The 15,873-nt window shown below is 63.1% G+C and carries 15 protein-coding genes; 4 read left to right on the forward strand and 11 right to left on the reverse strand.

Annotation, left to right across the window (positions count from 1 at the left end; translation table 11 throughout):
* Both VR71_RS00625 and VR71_RS00630 read right to left on the reverse strand, forming a co-directional pair.
* Positions 1 to 1,787 (reverse strand): hypothetical protein (locus VR71_RS00625; protein ID WP_045680277.1); only part of this gene is annotated, 1,787 nt, incomplete at its 3' end.
* A 116-nt stretch (positions 1,788 to 1,903) separates the two neighbouring features.
* The gene (locus VR71_RS00630; RefSeq protein ID WP_009817937.1) at positions 1,904 to 3,184 is read right to left on the reverse strand and encodes an O-acetylhomoserine aminocarboxypropyltransferase/cysteine synthase family protein; all 1,281 of its coding nucleotides are present in this window, start codon (positions 3,182 to 3,184) and stop codon (positions 1,904 to 1,906) included.
* 83 nt (positions 3,185 to 3,267) lie between these two features.
* Between VR71_RS00630 and VR71_RS00635 the strand changes: the two genes are divergently transcribed.
* A complete protein-coding gene (locus tag VR71_RS00635; protein ID WP_045680295.1) occupies positions 3,268 to 3,681 on the forward strand; it encodes a VOC family protein in 414 nt (137 codons plus the stop codon).
* A gap of 282 nt (positions 3,682 to 3,963) precedes the next feature.
* On the opposite strand, the gene VR71_RS00640 is transcribed toward VR71_RS00635, so the two are convergent.
* The gene (locus tag VR71_RS00640; protein WP_045680297.1) at positions 3,964 to 4,458 is read right to left on the reverse strand and encodes a PaaI family thioesterase; all 495 of its coding nucleotides are present in this window, start codon (positions 4,456 to 4,458) and stop codon (positions 3,964 to 3,966) included.
* Between the two features lie 61 nt (positions 4,459 to 4,519).
* Positions 4,520 to 5,386 (reverse strand): methylenetetrahydrofolate reductase [NAD(P)H], encoded by an 867-nt coding sequence (gene metF / locus VR71_RS00645; RefSeq protein ID WP_045680299.1) that lies wholly within the window; start codon positions 5,384 to 5,386, stop codon positions 4,520 to 4,522.
* Between the two features lie 107 nt (positions 5,387 to 5,493).
* Here metF and VR71_RS00650 point away from each other — a divergent pair, with 107 nt between their 5' ends.
* The gene (locus tag VR71_RS00650; protein WP_009817941.1) at positions 5,494 to 6,414 is read left to right on the forward strand and encodes a LysR family transcriptional regulator; all 921 of its coding nucleotides are present in this window, start codon (positions 5,494 to 5,496) and stop codon (positions 6,412 to 6,414) included.
* Here the strand turns inward: VR71_RS00650 and VR71_RS00655 are convergent.
* Positions 6,411 to 7,388: an NAD(P)H-binding protein gene (locus VR71_RS00655; protein ID WP_045680301.1), complete on the reverse strand. Its 978-nt coding sequence runs from the start codon at positions 7,386 to 7,388 to the stop codon at positions 6,411 to 6,413. The two genes, VR71_RS00650 and VR71_RS00655, sit on opposite strands and share 4 nt — an antisense overlap.
* Before the next feature lie 85 nt (positions 7,389 to 7,473).
* On the opposite strand from VR71_RS00655, the gene cysE reads away from it, so the two are divergent.
* A complete protein-coding gene (gene cysE, locus VR71_RS00660) occupies positions 7,474 to 8,304 on the forward strand; it encodes a serine O-acetyltransferase (RefSeq protein WP_009817943.1) in 831 nt (276 codons plus the stop codon).
* A 5-nt stretch (positions 8,305 to 8,309) separates the two neighbouring features.
* A complete protein-coding gene (locus VR71_RS00665) occupies positions 8,310 to 8,663 on the forward strand; it encodes a DMT family protein (RefSeq protein ID WP_009817944.1) in 354 nt (117 codons plus the stop codon).
* Positions 8,664 to 8,917: 254 nt separating this feature from the next.
* Here VR71_RS00665 and VR71_RS00670 read toward each other — a convergent pair whose 3' ends face one another.
* From VR71_RS00670 to VR71_RS00695, 6 genes are all read right to left on the reverse strand, one after another.
* Entirely contained in the window at positions 8,918 to 10,225 is a 1,308-nt protein-coding gene (locus VR71_RS00670; RefSeq protein WP_045680306.1) for a pyruvate dehydrogenase complex dihydrolipoamide acetyltransferase, read from the reverse strand.
* A 12-nt stretch (positions 10,226 to 10,237) separates the two neighbouring features.
* A complete protein-coding gene (locus VR71_RS00675; protein ID WP_045680308.1) occupies positions 10,238 to 11,608 on the reverse strand; it encodes a pyruvate dehydrogenase complex E1 component subunit beta in 1,371 nt (456 codons plus the stop codon).
* A 15-nt stretch (positions 11,609 to 11,623) separates the two neighbouring features.
* Complete coding sequence (gene pdhA, locus VR71_RS00680; RefSeq protein ID WP_009817947.1) at positions 11,624 to 12,634, reverse strand: pyruvate dehydrogenase (acetyl-transferring) E1 component subunit alpha; 1,011 nt, start codon at positions 12,632 to 12,634, stop codon at positions 11,624 to 11,626.
* A 177-nt stretch (positions 12,635 to 12,811) separates the two neighbouring features.
* Complete coding sequence (gene rsmA / locus VR71_RS00685; protein ID WP_045680310.1) at positions 12,812 to 13,663, reverse strand: 16S rRNA (adenine(1518)-N(6)/adenine(1519)-N(6))-dimethyltransferase RsmA; 852 nt, start codon at positions 13,661 to 13,663, stop codon at positions 12,812 to 12,814.
* Positions 13,660 to 14,631, reverse strand: coding sequence for a 4-hydroxythreonine-4-phosphate dehydrogenase PdxA (gene pdxA, locus VR71_RS00690; protein ID WP_045680312.1), 972 nt, complete (start codon positions 14,629 to 14,631; stop codon positions 13,660 to 13,662). Before pdxA ends, rsmA begins: the two co-directional genes overlap by 4 nt.
* Positions 14,628 to 15,872, reverse strand: coding sequence for a peptidylprolyl isomerase (locus VR71_RS00695; protein WP_296429661.1), 1,245 nt, complete (start codon positions 15,870 to 15,872; stop codon positions 14,628 to 14,630). Before VR71_RS00695 ends, pdxA begins: the two co-directional genes overlap by 4 nt.
* Position 15,873 lies beyond the last annotated feature (1 nt).

Genomic DNA, 15,873 nt, shown 5'->3' on the forward strand with positions numbered 1-15,873 from the left:
GGCAGGGCGCGGGTAGGGGTTTCGGGCGGGCGCACGGGCGGCGGACCGGCGCGCACCGTCACCCCGTCCGGGGTCAGCGCGCCCTCGGGCGTGGCCTGCACAAACCCCCGCGCATCCAGCGTGAATTCGGTACCCGGCGGGGCCGGAGAGGCGGGTGTTTCGGGGCGCTGATCCGCCTCTACATCCGGGGCGGAGGGCAGGGCGACCGCATCCTGAAAATTCACCGCCTCGTCAATCGAGGTAAGGTAGAATTCACCAACATCGGTGGTCTCTGCCTGCGCAGGCGCATCGGGGGCCAATTGCCAGATGCCGGTCGCGGCATAGCGTGTCAACGCCTGCTCGGGGGTCAACTCTTGCGGCGTCTCTGGCGCTTCGGCCACCACCTCTGGCGCGGCCACGGTGGGATCTGCGCCAGTGTCCTGCACCGGCGCGTCCTGCGCCGGTGGCGGCGTCAGGACCACGTCGGAGTCGGTTGGCGAGGAGGGATCTGGATCGCTCTCCGTTTCGACATCCGGTTCCAGATCATAGGCCGGCGTCACGGCGATTTCAGGCTCAGAGCGCCCGAACAGGCCGGACACGCCGTCTTGGCTAAAGATCGTGGACCACGCGGCAACGCCTACGAGAAACAGCAGCAAAACGGCTGTCAGAATCAGTCCCAGAAACCGAGGCTTGCCGCGTGTCACAGGCTGGCTGCGCGCGCCAAAGATGGTCATGCGTTGCGCTTCGTCATCCGACGTGGCACCGGAGGATGAACCGGGGGCGGGCTCTGTCGATCCTTTGTCGCGGCGTGCCAGCAGGCCGGACAGCCCGGCCTCTTTGGCGGCTTTGGGCGCGAGGCTGGCCGCCGCCATATCGGTCAGCGTCGGGTCGGCCCCCCCGGTCAAGAGCGGAGCGGCCCCCGGTCGTGGCAACTCCGGCGTCGGGGCGGTATCGGCCAGGGGCGTACGCCGCGCCGCCCCGTCGAGCTTGGGCGCTCCCTCAACAGGGGCGGCCCGCTCGGCGCGGATGCTGGAAAAGGACAGCGCAGGCGAGTCCGCAGACTTGACGCCGGGTGCCGCTGGGGCCGAAGCAGCTTTGGCCGCGGCCTCTTCTGGTGCCTTGGGCGGGGCAGGCGGCAGGGCAGTCTTTGGCGTCTCACCAGTGGCTTTGGCCTCATCCGGCAGGCGTGCCGCCTCGATCTTGGATGCTTGCGCTGCCGCAGGCGAGGGCACCACCACAGGGGCGGTCTCTGCGGGCGGTGTCACCTCGGGCAGGCGCGCGCTGCCGATGATGCGCACCGGGGCCTCGTCGCGGTCTACGCCCCGCGCCTGCGCCGCCGCCCCAAAGAACGGCTCACCGGCAAAGCGATCCGACTGCGGGCGCGCAACAAAGCTGACCGGGTTGAAGCGATGCTCAACCGCAAAGGCCTCGGCTTCGTCAAGGGTCTCGCTGGCAATGGCGGCAATATAGAGGCGGCCATTTTCGACGCTCCAGTCATAGACCAGATCGTCGATGTGATAGGGTGTGGCCCCTTCCAGCGCTTCGGCGGCAGCCAGATCGTAATTCCCCTCCGGCGCGCTTGCGGCGGGCAGGTCGAGATACTTGATCTGCTCATCCGGGATGATCAGCTTGCTCGCAAGCCCCGAGGGATCAAGCAGCGTCGCCTTGGCGCGCAAGGATGCCAGGTCCCCCGGCAGATCCTCTGCATCAAGTGCCACCTCACCCACAAGGTGCCAGCCCGCGCTGCCTGCGCGGTGCAAAAGGCCGATGCCTTCGAAGGAGAGGGAAAGGGCGAAATTCGGTTTCATATGTAACGCTCTAGCACTCGTCCTGCGTCAGCGGGAGTCCTTGGTGTCATCCGCGCCATTTTACAGCAGCTTCGCGCCGAGGCCAACAGTCCGACCGGCCCCGGCACTTTTCCACATCAACCAGAGGCCTTGGCCAGCGCCTGATCCAGATCGGCGATGATGTCCTTGGCATCCTCGATCCCGATCGAAATCCGCACCACATTGGGCGCGGCCCCGGCGGCAGTCTGTTGCTCAGGCGTCAACTGCCGGTGCGTGGTCGAGGCGGAATGAATGATCAGCGAGCGGGTATCGCCCAGATTGGCCACATGGCTGAAAAGATTGAGATTATCCACCAGCTTCATACAGGCGTCATAGCCCCCTTTGAGCGCCACGGTAAAGAGACCGCCCGCCCCTTTGGGACAGATCTGCGCGACCCGATCATGCCAGGGCGAGGATTTAAGACCGGCATAGGTCACGGCCTCAACCGCCGGATGGCCTTCCAGCCAGCTTGCGACTTTTTCCGCGTTCTCGACATGCCGCGCCATGCGCAGGGACAGCGTTTCAATGCCCATCAGCGTGTAATGCGCCGCCTGCGGATTGAGCGTCATGCCCAGATCGCGCAGACCGATGGCAATGCCGTGAAAGGTGAACGCTAGGGGGCCAAAGGTCTCGTGGAATTTGAGCCCGTGATAGGCCGGTTCCGGTGCCGAGAGCGAGGGGAACTTGTCGCTCGCCGACCAGTCGAAATTTCCCGAATCGACCACAACACCGCCCGTGACCGTGCCATTGCCGGTGAGAAACTTGGTCATCGAATGCACGACCAGCGTTGCGCCATGCTCGATCGGGCGGCAGAGATAGGGCGTGGCCGAGGTGTTGTCGACAATGAGCGGCAGACCCGCCTTGTCGGCCACCGCCGCAAGCGCATCGAGATCGGCGATATGGCCCCCCGGATTGGCGATGGATTCGCAAAAGATCGCGCGTGTATTTTCGTCAATTGCGGCATTGATCGCATCGGTGTCGTCGATATCAACGAACTTGGCCGACCAGCCAAAGCGCTTGATGGTCTGGCTGAACTGCGTGATCGAGCCGCCATATAGCCGGGTCGAGACCACCACATTTAGCCCCGGACCCATCAGCGGAAACAGCGCCATGATCTGCGCCGCGTGCCCAGAGGAGCAACACACCGCCCCTGCGCCACCCTCAAGCGTGGCGACACGTTCCTGAAGCGCCGCAACAGTCGGGTTGGTCAGGCGCGAATAGATATACCCCACCTCTTGTAGGTTAAAGAGCGCGGCGGCGTGATCGGCATCACGAAACACATAGGCCGTGGTCTGGTAAATCGGCACCTGCCGCGCGCCCGTGGCCGGATCGGGCCGTGCGCCTGCGTGAACTTGCAACGTATCAAAGCCATAGGTCATTTATCTGTCCTCCCGCGTCATAAATCTTGCAAACCCGGTTACGGCATCGCTAGGTGCCATGCAACGGGCATGAGGAGTAAGATATGGCACATCCCTTTCATCTGGCAATCAATGTCACGGATCTCGATGTAGCACGGGGCTTTTACGGTTCGCTCTTGGGTGGGATCGAGGGGCGCTCGACCCAGACTTGGGTGGATTTCGATTTCTTCGGCCACCAACTCAGCCTGCATCTGGGCACGCCCTTCGCCACACAGGCGACCGGCAAGGTCGGTGACCACATGGTGCCAATGCCGCATTTCGGCGTGGTGCTGCCGCTAGAGACGTGGCGTGGCGTGGCCGAACGGCTGATGGCGGCGGGCGTTGATTTCGTCATCCCGCCTTCGGTGCGCTTTGAAGGAGAGCCGGGAGAGCAATGGACCATGTTCTTTCGCGACCCCTCGGGCAATCCGGTCGAGGTCAAGGGATTTGCCGATATGGAGGCTGTGTTCGCGACCTGAAATCGGGTGACGAAGCGGGGGGCGGGAATTGGCCTGAAGGGGACGTTTGCCCCAAGCGCTTACGCGCGGAATCAAGGCGCGAAGCGCCGCCGCGCAGCGCCCGTCCGCCCCACCGGGCGGGCGCTTCTGCAACGTTGCAGTCTCTTGAAATCGCGGGAGTGTTTGGCAGATATAAAGTGCCAGCCGACCAAGTCGCAGCGCCCACCCGGCAGACGGGCACCGCGCGTCTCATCAGTTGGGACCAATGTCAGCAACACGCCACGCGCGCACTCTCCCCAATCCTCACGACCCCGCCTCTGGCCGCATGACGAGGCAAGTGGTCGAGCCGGTGGCATAGAGCCGACCATCCGCCACACCGCGCAACTCGCCCCGCGCGACGGCGGTCGAGCGCCCCTTGTGCTCGAGCGTGCCGATGGCGTGAACCGGCGTATCCAAGGTCAGGGCGCGGATGATATTCACCTTGTATTCCAGCGTGGTATAGATCTCTCCGCGCTCCAGCGCCGTCATCACGGCACAGCCCATGCAACTGTCGAGGATCGCGCCATACCAGCCACCATGCACGCCGCGCATCGGGTTGGTGGCGTCAAACCGGGGTCGCCCCTCAAACACCACGTGACCGCGCGCGGCCTCAACGGGCCAAAACCCGAGCGTCACGCCAATCGGCGGCGCGGGCAGGCGGCCTGCAATCAGGTCTTCAATGAACGCCAAGCCGGACCGTGCAAGGATCGCCTGCATATCCGGTAAATCGTCCAGCGATGTGGCGTGGCTATTCGGCATGTCGGCCCCTCCTGTCCCTGCTCCTCACAGGGTAGGCGGGGCCGACGCGAGCGGCAAGCTCTCAGGCGACGTCGCGCAGCGTCACTTTGGGGGTCACACCCAGAGCGTGACAGACATCGCGCGTCAGTTCCGGGCGATTGAGAGTGTAGAAATGCAGATCCTCAACCCCGCCCTCGAGCAGATCGCTGCACAGCTCCGTTGCCAGCGCCGTTGCCAAGAGATCGTGGCGATTGTCACGGATCGCCTTGTCAAACGCCTCATCCAGCCATGCGGGCACTTGCGTGCCACAGGAGAGCGCGAATTTGCGCGCGCCAACCCAGTTTTCAATCGGCAGAATGCCCGGAATGATTGGCGCATTGATCCCCGCGGCCGCACAGGCATCGCGGAAGCGAAAGAACGTCTCGGCCTCAAAGAAGAACTGCGTGATCGCCTCGGATGCGCCGGCATCAATCTTGCGCTTGAGCCAGTCGATATCGGCTTTCTGATCCACAGCTTCGGGGTGCTTTTCAGGGTATGCGCCGACGCGGATGGTAAACTTGCCGGTATCGGCCAGCGCCGAAATCAGCTCGCAGCTGTCGGCAAACCCCTCGGGGTGGGCAACAAACCCGTTCGAGCCCTTGGGCGGGTCGCCGCGCAGGGCGACAATCTCGGACACGCCCGCAGCGGCGAATTGCTCGGCAATCTCCAGCGTCTCGGCGCGGCTGGCATCGACGCAGGTCAGATGCGCCGCCACATTGAGGCCCGTGGTCTTGTGCAGCGTACCCACCGCCTCGCGCGTCAATTCGCGGGTGGTGCCGCCCGCGCCGTAGGTTACCGACACAAAGCGCGGATCAAGCGGGGACAGAGTGTGGATCGTGTCCCAAAGGCGAAAAGAAGCCTCCAGCGTCTTGGGCGGGAAAAATTCGAACGAGATACGCGGCGTTGTCATCGGGGTGCATCCTGTGCAGGAGTGAAATCTGTTGTCCCACTTGTTGCAGGTGCAGCAATGTGAGACAACTTCATTAAATTCATGGTTTGAATGAGGTTCGCTAATATATGCACATCGAGTTCCGGCATCTGAAAACGATCCGCGCCATCCATCAGGCGGGCGGTCTGGCCCGTGCGGCGGACCTGTTGCACATCACTCAATCGGCTCTGAGCCACCAGATAAAGGGGCTGGAGGATCAGACCGGTGTCGAGCTTTTTGTCAGACGATCCAAGCCTTTACGCCTCTCGGCGGCGGGTCATCGCCTGCTGCGTCTGGCCGAGAAAATCCTGCCCGAGATTGAGGCGCTCGAGGCCGAATTCGAAGGGCTGCGCGAGGGCAGCGCCGGACGCCTCCACATCGCCATTGAATGCCACGCCTGTTTTGAATGGCTCTTTCCGGTGCTTGAGCGGTTTCGCAAGACCTGGGGCGAGGTCGATGTTGATATCCGGCCCGGCCTAGCCTTTGACGCTCTGCCTGCCCTGCAAAAGGAAGAGGTGGATCTTGTGGTCTCGTCCGACCCCGAGGATTTGCCGGGAATCAGCTTCAAGCCACTCTTTGATTACGAGCCGGTCTTTGTCGCCTCAAGCCAGCATCCGCTGGCGCAGAAACCCTATGTCGAGGCCGCGGATTTCCGCGATGAGGTGCTCATCACCTATCCGGTGGACCGCTCGCGACTTGATGTCTTTACCGAATTGCTGACCCCGGCCAAGGTCGAACCCAAGAGCATCAGGCAGGTGGAGCTGACGGCGGTGATCCTCTTGCTGGTCGCGTCCAATCGCGGCGTTGCGGTGCTGCCCGATTGGGTCGTGCGCGAGGTCAAGACCAGCACCGATTACGTCACCCGCCGCCTCACCGCCGCAGGCAAGACCAAGCGCCTCTATGCCGCGATCCGCGACGATGACGCGGACAAGCCCTATATGGCGCATTTGCTGAAACTGGCGCGGGAAATTCCGGTGCGCCTGCAACGCGGCGAGAGCCCTGCCGCCTAGAATATCGCGTGCTCGCCCAGATCGACACGGGCGCGCCCGGATATCACCTCTTCATAATAGTCAAACAGGCGGTCCCGCCCGGTTTCAGGCGTGGCCTCGGCATCATAAACCTCCGTCGCCGGGTTCCACACCAGCATCGACTCGGTCGCGTAATAGCGCCCGATCCGCGCCAGTTCCGCCTTGGCCCGCAAACGCGGCGCGATACGCCCCGCCAGCGAAAGCCCTGCGATGATGGCATCCATCACGCCCACCGGCACCTGCCGCACCTTCGCCGGACGCCCGAGTCTCTCAAATAGCCACGCCGCCTGATCGCGCGGGGTGATTGCCGGGCCGGGACCGCCAATCGGCAGGACTTTGTTCCAGCGCCGAGGCTCTTGCAGACAGCCCGCCAGATAGTCCCCCAGGTCTCGGTCACTGATCGGCTTGCACGCCGTCAACCGCCCGTCCCCGAACACCAAAAAAGGCCGCCCCGCCTGAATCCGCGCAATCTGTCCCGACAAGGATTTGAAATAGGCCGTGGGCCGCACGATCGAATAGCGCATACCCGAGGCGATCAACCGCGCCTCAAAGGCCAGCTTGGCCGCCTGAAACGCCAGCATCGGCTTTTGCACGCATATCGCCGACAAAAGCACCATATGCCCAACCCCCGCCGCCTGCGCCGCCTCCAGCGCCAGGATATGCGTGTCGTGATCCACTGCCCAGGCATCGTCCGGCAAACCGCTGCGCGAGGCCATGCACGAGACCAGCGCATCAAACCGCTCGCCCCGGACCCCCTCTCGCCCAAGCTCGGTTATAGCCCCTCGCCGCAGCGTGACCCCTTCCGGCAATCCCGCCGCCTCAGCGCCGGGTCGCAGGAAACAGACCACCGCATGCCCTCGCGCCAAGAGCGCCGCCACGGTTGCCCGGCCTATCGTTCCGGTGGCGCCCAGAACCAGAACACGTGCGCCCTCGGCCACGGGTAGCCTCTCATTCATTTTGGTGATCCCCCGCCTCACCCCTTTGCATTTTACCCGGCCTGCCTATCTGATATACTCATGTTGATCTACAGGAGCATACCCCATGGCGCATACAAGACGAAAGCTGGCCGAACTTGATCCGGTCTGGGGACAGATCGCCCAAGAGGCCAAGGCTGCAATCGCCGATGAGCCGCTTTTGGGCGGGCTGATCCATTCAAGTGTCCTGCACCATGGGACCTTCGAATCAGCGCTGGCCTATCGGATTTCGCTCAAGCTGACCTCGAACGAGATGCCCGAACAGATCCTGCGCGAGATTTGCGACAAGGCGCTTGCCTCCGACCCGGAAATCGGCCTCGCCGCGCGCGCCGACATCGTCGCCGTCAATGACCGTGATCCGGCCTGCGACAGGTTTCTCCTGCCGCTTCTCTTCTTCAAGGGGTTTCAGGCGATCCAAGCCTATCGCATCGCGCATTGGCTCTGGACCACGGGCCGCCGCGATCTCGCGCGCTTTTTCCAGATGCGCGCCTCAGAGGTGTTCGGCGTCGATATCCACCCGGCCGCACGGATCGGCAAGGGCATCATGATCGACCACGCCCATTCCATAGTGATCGGTGAAACGGCGGTGGTGGGCGACAATGTCTCGATGCTGCATTCCGTCACGCTTGGCGGCACCGGCAAGGAAGAAGAGGACCGCCACCCCAAGATCGGCAATGGCGTTCTGATCGGGGCCGGGGCCAAGGTTCTGGGCAATATCCGTGTGGGCAACTGCTCGCGCATCGCCGCAGGTTCGGTGGTGCTGCAAGAGGTGCCGCCGTGCAAAACCGTGGCGGGTGTGCCCGCGCGCATCGTCGGTGAGGCGGGTTGCGATCAGCCCTCGGTCAAGATGGATCAACTCCTGGGCGTCCGCGGCACTGACGACGACGCGAGCGACTGACGCGCATGCACGGCCTTTGGCTGTGGCTGGCACCGGTCGTGCTCTTGAGCCTGTCCAATATCTTCATGACCTTTGCGTGGTATGGGCACCTCAAGTTTCCGCATGTCGCCCTCTGGCTTGTCATCCTGATAAGCTGGGGTATTGCCCTGGTTGAATACATGCTCGCGGTGCCCGCCAATCGGCTTGGGCACCGCGTCTATTCAGCGGCGGAACTCAAGACCATGCAAGAGGTGATCACGCTGGTGATCTTTGCAGGCTTTTCTGTGCTCTATCTCAAGGAACCGATCACTTGGAACCACGCGCTCGGGTTCTCGCTGATCGCGGCCGGGGCGTTCGTGATCTTTCGCGCGCCGCTGTGACGTGGGGAATGGCCTTGATAGGGCTTTGGCCCCTATCTCCAATGCGCGGAACAAGGTGCCGCAGGCACCGCCGCGCGGCGCCCGACCGCCCCCCGGGCGGGCGCCTTTGCAACGTATCAACATACTGATAACGCAGGAGTTTTTTGCGGACATAAAGTGCCAGCCGATGCAGTTGCAGCGCCCTCCCGCGGTCGGGCACCGCGCGGCTCATCGAGGCCTGAACCCGCCCCGACCCAAAGGTCGGGGCAGAGACCTCAGGCCAGCATGACGATCGGGTTTTCGAGGTTCTCGACGATCTGCGTCAGCAATTCTGCGCCAAGTGCGCCGTCGATCACCCGGTGATCCACCGACAGCGTCACCGACATGACCGTGGCCACGGTCAATTCGCCATCCTTGCCGACCACCGGCTTTTTCAGCCCGGCACCAACCGCAAGGATCGCGCCATGCGGCGGGTTGATCACGGCATCGAAATTTTCGATCCCGAACATGCCGAGGTTCGAAATGGCAAAGGTGCCGCCCTGATATTCCTGCGGGGCCAGCTTGCGGTCGCGCGCGCGCTTGGCCAGATCCTTCATTTCCGCCGAGAGCGCCGAGAGCGATTTCATTTCAGCATCTTTCAGAACCGGCGTGAACAGCCCGCCTTCAATCGCCACAGCCACGGCCACATCCGACGGTTTCAACCGCAGCACCTTGTCTCCAGCCCAGACGGCATTTGCATCCGGCACCGCCTGCAACGCCAGCGCACAGGCCTTGATGATGAAATCGTTGACCGACAGCTTGACGCCGCGCGCCTCCAACTGCTTGTTGAGATCGGCGCGGAATTTCATCAGCGCATCCAGACGGATTTCGCGGCGCAGATAGAAATGCGGCACGGTCTGCTTGGCCTCGGTCAGGCGTGCAGCGATGGTCTTGCGCATCCCGTCGAGTTTGACCTCCTCATACTCGCGGCCCTGATACATGGCGATCACGGCATCCGAGGACGGACCAGACGCGATGGATGCCGGGGCAGGGGCCTTGTCTGCGGGTTTGGCGGCATCCTTGGCGGGCGCGGTCGAGGATTTGGCCCCTTCCACATCCGCCTTGACGATCCGCCCATGCGGGCCAGAACCCTTGATCCCTGCGAGATCAATCCCCTTGTCCGCCGCGATCCGCCGTGCGAGCGGCGAGGCAAAGACCCGGCTGCCATCGCCTGTCTTTGGTGCGGCAGGCGCAGGCTTGGCCTCGTCCGCCTTCTGTGGCGCAGCCTCGGGTGATTTCTCGCTGGGCGCTTCGGATGTCTTGGCCTTCGCCGGGTCGCTGCCGATATCGCTGGCGCTCTCGCCGTCTTCCAGCATGACGGCGATGGGGGTGTTGACCTTGACCCCCTCGGTGCCTTCGGCCACCAGCAACTTGCCGACGACGCCCTCCTCCACGGCTTCGAATTCCATCGTGGCCTTGTCGGTCTCGATCTCGGCCAAGAGGTCGCCTGCGGACACGGTATCGCCCTCCTTGACCAGCCATTTGGCCAGCGTGCCCTCTTCCATGGTGGGTGAGAGGGCGGGCATCAGAATCTCAATTGGCATCGCGTCTCTCCCTCAACGATAGGTCACTTGGCGCACGGCGTCGATCACCTCTTGGGTGGACGTCAGCGCCAGCTTTTCCAGATTGGCGGCATAGGGCATCGGCACATCCTTGCCCGTGCAGTTGATCACCGGCGCATCGAGATAATCGAACGCCTTTTGCATCAGCACGGATGAGATATGGTTGCCAATCGAGGCCACAGGCCAGCCCTCTTCCACGGTGACGCAGCGGTTGGTCTTCATCACCGATGCAATCACCGTATCGGTATCCATCGGGCGCAGCGTGCGCAGGTCGATCACCTCGGCGCTGATGCCGTCCCCAGCCAATTTTTCAGCGGCTTCCAACGCATAGGTCATGCCGATGCCAAAGCTGACGATGGTCACATCGGTGCCCTCGCGCCAGATCCGGGCCTTGCCGAACGGAATGGTGAAATCGTCGATCTTGGGCACCTCAAAGGAGCGACCATAGAGGATCTCATTCTCCAGAAACACCACCGGGTTGGGATCGCGGATGGCAGTTTTCAACAGACCCTTGGCATCTGCCGCCGAATAGGGCTGCACCACGCGCAGGCCGGGGACTTGCGCATACCATGCGGCATAATCCTGACTGTGCTGCGCGCCCACGCGCGCCGCCGCCCCATTGGTGCCGCGGAAGACGATGGGACTGCCCATCTGCCCGCCCGACATATAGAGCGTCTTGGCGGCGGAGTTGATGATCTGGTCAATCGCCTGCATGGCAAAGTTCCAGGTCATGAATTCCACGATGGGCCGCAGCCCGCCCCAGGACGCGCCCACACCGATCCCGGCAAAGCCGTGTTCGGTGATCGGCGTGTCGATCACGCGCTTGGCGCCAAACTCTTCGAGCAGGTTCTGGGTGATCTTATAGGCGCCCTGATATTCGGCCACCTCCTCGCCCATGACAAACACGGTGTCGTCGCGGCGCATTTCCTCGGCCATGGCCGAATTGAGCGCCTCGCGCACGGTCATGGTCTGCATCTCGGTGCCTTCAGGCCAATCCGGGCTGGTGTCGGGTTTGGGGGCCTCGGGGGCTTTCGCTGCGGCAGGGGTAGATTTCGGCTTATCTGCGGGTTTCTCTTCCGGCGCTTTGGCGGCGGGGGCGCTTGCTGCGTCCTCCGCGCTTTCGCCCTCCTCGAGAAGTACGGCGATTGGCGTATTGACCTTCACGCCTTCGGTGCCCTCGGCAATCAGGATCTTGCCGATTGTGCCCTCATCGACCGCCTCAAATTCCATCGTCGCCTTGTCGGTCTCGATCTCGGCCATGATGTCACCGGCCTTGACCGTGTCCCCCTCTTTCACGAGCCATTTCGCAAGCGTGCCTTCCTCCATGGTCGGAGAGAGCGCGGGCATCAGGATTTCGGTTGCCATTGTCGTCTCTCCTCCTCAGGCGTTCTGCGGTGCCGTATCGGCAATAATATCGGTCCAGAGCTCTTCAATCGCAGGCTCCGGGCTTTCCTTGGCAAACTCGGCACTGGCGTTCACCACTTCCTTGATGTCCTTGTCGATCGCCTTGAGATCCTCTTCCGTGGCGTGGCCGCCGGAAATCAGCAGATCGCGCACATGCTCGATGGCGTCTTTCTCATCGCGCATTTTCTGCACCTCTTCGCGGGTGCGATACTTGGCAGGGTCAGACATCGAATGGCCGCGATAGCGATAGGTCTTGATCTCGAGAATGTAGGGTCCGGCGCCCGAGCGGCAGTGTGCCACGGCCTTGTCACCGGCCTCTTTCACGGCCAGGACATCCATGCCATCGACCATCTCGCCGGGAATGCCAAAGGCTTCGCCGCGGTGATAAATATCGGGCGACGAGGTGGAGCGCTGTTGCGAGGTGCCCATTGCGTATTGATTGTTTTCGATCACGAAGATCACCGGCAGGCTCCAGAGGGCGGCCATGTTGAAGGTCTCATAGACCTGCCCCTGATTGGCCGCGCCGTCGCCGAAATAGGTGAAGGTGACACGGTCATTGCCAAGGTATTTGTCGGCAAAGGCCAAACCCGCCCCGAGCGGCACATTGGCCCCGACGATGCCATGCCCGCCGTAGAACCGCTTTTCGGTCGAGAACATATGCATCGAGCCGCCCTTGCCCCGGCTGTAGCCGCCCTCGCGCCCCGTCAACTCGGCCATGACGCCCTTGGGGTCCATGCCGCAGGCCAACATATGCCCGTGATCGCGGTAGGTGGTGATGCGGCGGTCGCCGTCTTCGGCGGCGGCCTCAAGGCCGACAACCACCGCTTCCTGCCCGATATAGAGGTGACAGAACCCGCCGATCAGACCCATGCCGTAGAGCTGGCCAGCCTTCTCCTCGAATCGTCGGATGAGCAGCATGTCGCGATAGTATTGCTTGAGATCGTCGGCTGAAACGTTTGGTTTCTTTGTGCTTTTCCGGGCAACCATGAGATGGCGACTCCTTGTTGGCGAATATAGTTTAGCATTAAACTATTTCATACACCAATCGCGTCGCCGTTGCGAGTGTGAATTTTACGTTGGGGAAGCCGCGTGTGCGCCTGGTCTTGCGCCGCTCGTCTTGCGCAGCTTACCCCGTGTGGCCAACGTCCGTTTCACGCCCTTCCCTCACGCTTCCGTCCCGCCCGGCATCACCCGTGCGAGCGCACAAAACTGCTCGAGACTCACGGTCTCGGCCCGATCCGTGGGCTGAATGCCCGCTGCCAAAAGCCGATCCTCGATATCCGGCGCCGCCCCTTTGAGCGCCGCGCGCAGCATCTTGCGGCGTTGGTTGAAGGCGCGGGCGACCACGCGCTCCAATATCTTGGGATCGGCCGGATATCGCGGCTCGGGCAGGGCGGTCAGATGCACCACCGCGCTCGACACTTTGGGCGGCGGGGTAAACGCACCCGGCGGCAAATGCATCACGATGCGCGGTGTCGCGCGCCACTGGGCCAAGAGGGCAAGCCGCCCGTAGGCCTTTCCGCCCGGCTGTGCCACGATCCGCTCGGCCACCTCGCGCTGAAACATCAGGGTCAGCGATTGCCAGAACGGTGGCCAGTCAGGCGGTGTGAGCCATCGGATCAGCAATTCGGTGCCCACGTTATAGGGCAGGTTCGAGACCACGCGAATGGGTGGCGTCAGATGCGCCAGCGGATCGAGATCGAGCGCGTCGGCATTGAGCACCGTCAGGCGGCCCGGCGCGGCCTCGGCAATCTCGTGCAGCGCGGGTAGGCAGCGGGCGTCCTTTTCGATGGCGAGCACATGCCGCGCGCCCTCCATCAAGAGCCCGCGTGTCAGGCCACCGGGACCGGGGCCGATCTCCAGCACGTCGCAGGTGGTCAGATCCCCCGCCTGCCGGGCGATTTTGGAGGTGAGGTTCAGATCCAGCAGGAAATTCTGACCCAAGGATTTGCGGGCAGAGAGACCGTGCGCAGCAATCACCCGAGCCAGCGGCGGAAGGCTCTCGAGCGGGCTCATGCGCGGCGTGCCTCGCCCATGACCTGCGCCAGTTTCAGCGCCTCGATCAGCGATGTGGGGTTGGCCCGCCCCTGTCCTGCGATGTCCAAGGCCGTGCCGTGGTCCGGCGAGGTGCGGATAAAGGGCAGGCCCAGTGTGACATTGACGCCCCGGTCGAAATCCAGCGTCTTGATCGGAATGAGCGCCTGATCGTGATACATGCAGATCGCGGTATCATACTGCGCACGGGCTGCGGCGTGAAACATCGTATCCGCCGACATCGGGCCGCGCAGATCCAGCCCCTCGGCGCGTAGGCGGGTCAGCACCGGCCCGATCACGTCAATCTCTTCGCGCCCCATCTTGCCACCCTCGCCCGCATGCGGATTGAGGCCTGCGATGGCCAAACGCGGCGCGCGCAGGCCAAAATCGCGGATCAACGCGGCATGGGTGATACGGATCGTCTCTTCCAGCAGATCGGGCGTCAGCGCCTGCGGCACGTCTTTGAGCGGAATGTGGATGGTGGTGGGCACGACGCGCAATTGATCCGAGGCCAGCATCATCACGACGCGGTCCACCCCGGCCAGATGCGCCAGAAACTCGGTATGACCGGGAAAGGCGAATCCCGCCCCATCCTGAAGCGCCTGTTTGTGGATGGGAGCGGTGCAGAGCGCAAGCGCAGCACCCGATTGCACCAAACCCACACCGCGCGCGATCACGTCGATCACGCCCTGCGCATGGGCGGGATTGGGCACGCCTCGGGTCAATGGCCCGTCAAACGAATGCACCAAAACCGGCAGGGCAAGGGCCGATGCAGCAGAGGCCTCAGCGGGATCGGTGATGCAGGCAATCGGCGTGCCAGAGGGCAAATGCGCCGGGTCTCCGATCAAAAAGAACGGCAGAGCGCCCCTCAAACGGTCCCAGGCTGCAGCCGCAATTTCCGGCCCAATCCCCGCGGGCTCCCCACAACTGAGCGCAATTGACGCGCTCACTGCTCGACGATCCGCGCCTCGGCACGCAACTGTTCAAGATACCCATTGGCAAAGGATTCGATCCGCTGGTTGCGGATGAAATTCGAGAGATCCTCAACCGACGGTGCCTCGCCGTCCAACTTGGGCGAGCGGCCACAGAGCATCAGGAACACCAGCGTTTGCCCGTTGGAGCGGGTCACGCTGGTCGAGGTTTCACCGGGATCGAGCTGGGACAGCGCCACAGCGATATCCTGCGGGATTTCCTCAGGGGCCTTTGATCCGCGTTCCAGCACCTCGGGCGGTTGGCCTTTGGCCACACCATAGAGATCGTCACAGGTATCGACCGCCGCGCGCACCTGTGCGGCGCGTTGCAGGGCCTCGGGGCTGCGCCCGCCAGAAATGTAATAAGCTGCATATTCAATGGCAGAATACTCCGGTGCAGCAACAGAGGTTTCCTCGATGTCGCGCATGTAAAAGAGCGCGAGTCCGCCGTCGATGGGCAGCGGATCGGACACCTCGCCAGGGGCGAGACCCAGCACGATAGGGCGCAGGCCCGCCGGCAAGTCCGAGAGCGCGACCCAGTCCATCCGCCCGCCGCGCCCCGCCGAGGGTGCTGCGGAATACTGGCGCGCGGCGGCGGCGAAATCGCCTTCGCTGTCCGCTTCGGCAATTTGTGTGGCCAGAGCTTGCTTTGCCTCGGCGTCCCCAAGGCTGGTGACAGGCAAAATGATTTCGGACAGAAGCACGCGCACCGCCGCCCCCCCTGTCAGCGCGCGTGTCGCACGCTCCAGATCATCCTCACTCACCGACACGCGCGAGGCAAATTGCGCGCGCGTGAGTTCGCGCCATGTGATCCCAGCACGCACAAATTCGCGAAAGGATTGCTGCGACACGCCAGCCTCTTCGAGCGATGAAATGAGCTGATCTGCGGTCATATTGGCCCGTCCGGCGAATTCCTCCATGCCGGTGCGGACCATGTCATCCTCTACCACCAGCCCTACGGCCCGCGCGGCGTCCAGTTTGATGCGTTCCTCGATCAACTGCTCGCGTGCCAACCGCCGTGGATCGCCCGGCGCGCGAAACAGCGTCAGCATCCGGGCGCGCTGTTGCAGCTCATATCCGGTGATCGCCTGATCGTTAACGTGAATTGCCGGTGCAAACAGGTTTTGCGCCTGCACCGGACTTACCCCTCCGGGCAACCCCGTCAAGCCAATCGCGGCTAGGGTCAGGGCGGCAAGCGTGCGGCGGAGGATCGGTGTCATT

This window comes from Roseovarius sp. BRH_c41, assembly GCF_000961715.1.
In the GTDB taxonomy this organism is placed as follows: Bacteria; Pseudomonadota; Alphaproteobacteria; order Rhodobacterales; family Rhodobacteraceae; genus Roseovarius.

Bases quoted from the DNA above. Each gene is read 5' to 3' on its own strand.
- VR71_RS00635 (WP_045680295.1), top strand. From the start codon at position 3,268: ATGGCACATCCCTTTCATCTGGCAATCAATGTCACGGATCTCGATGTA.
- VR71_RS00665 (WP_009817944.1), top strand. From the start codon at position 8,310: ATGCACGGCCTTTGGCTGTGGCTGGCACCGGTCGTGCTCTTGAGCCTG.
- VR71_RS00670 (WP_045680306.1), bottom strand. From the start codon at position 10,225: ATGCCAATTGAGATTCTGATGCCCGCCCTCTCACCCACCATGGAAGAG.
- VR71_RS00655 (WP_045680301.1), bottom strand. From the start codon at position 7,388: ATGAATGAGAGGCTACCCGTGGCCGAGGGCGCACGTGTTCTGGTTCTG.
- cysE (WP_009817943.1), top strand. From the start codon at position 7,474: ATGGCGCATACAAGACGAAAGCTGGCCGAACTTGATCCGGTCTGGGGA.
- VR71_RS00650 (WP_009817941.1), top strand. From the start codon at position 5,494: ATGCACATCGAGTTCCGGCATCTGAAAACGATCCGCGCCATCCATCAG.
- metF (WP_045680299.1), bottom strand. From the start codon at position 5,386: ATGACAACGCCGCGTATCTCGTTCGAATTTTTCCCGCCCAAGACGCTG.
- rsmA (WP_045680310.1), bottom strand. From the start codon at position 13,663: ATGAGCCCGCTCGAGAGCCTTCCGCCGCTGGCTCGGGTGATTGCTGCG.
- VR71_RS00640 (WP_045680297.1), bottom strand. From the start codon at position 4,458: ATGCCGAATAGCCACGCCACATCGCTGGACGATTTACCGGATATGCAG.
- VR71_RS00675 (WP_045680308.1), bottom strand. From the start codon at position 11,608: ATGGCAACCGAAATCCTGATGCCCGCGCTCTCTCCGACCATGGAGGAA.
- pdhA (WP_009817947.1), bottom strand. From the start codon at position 12,634: ATGGTTGCCCGGAAAAGCACAAAGAAACCAAACGTTTCAGCCGACGAT.
- VR71_RS00695 (WP_296429661.1), bottom strand. From the start codon at position 15,872: ATGACACCGATCCTCCGCCGCACGCTTGCCGCCCTGACCCTAGCCGCG.
- VR71_RS00630 (WP_009817937.1), bottom strand. From the start codon at position 3,184: ATGACCTATGGCTTTGATACGTTGCAAGTTCACGCAGGCGCACGGCCC.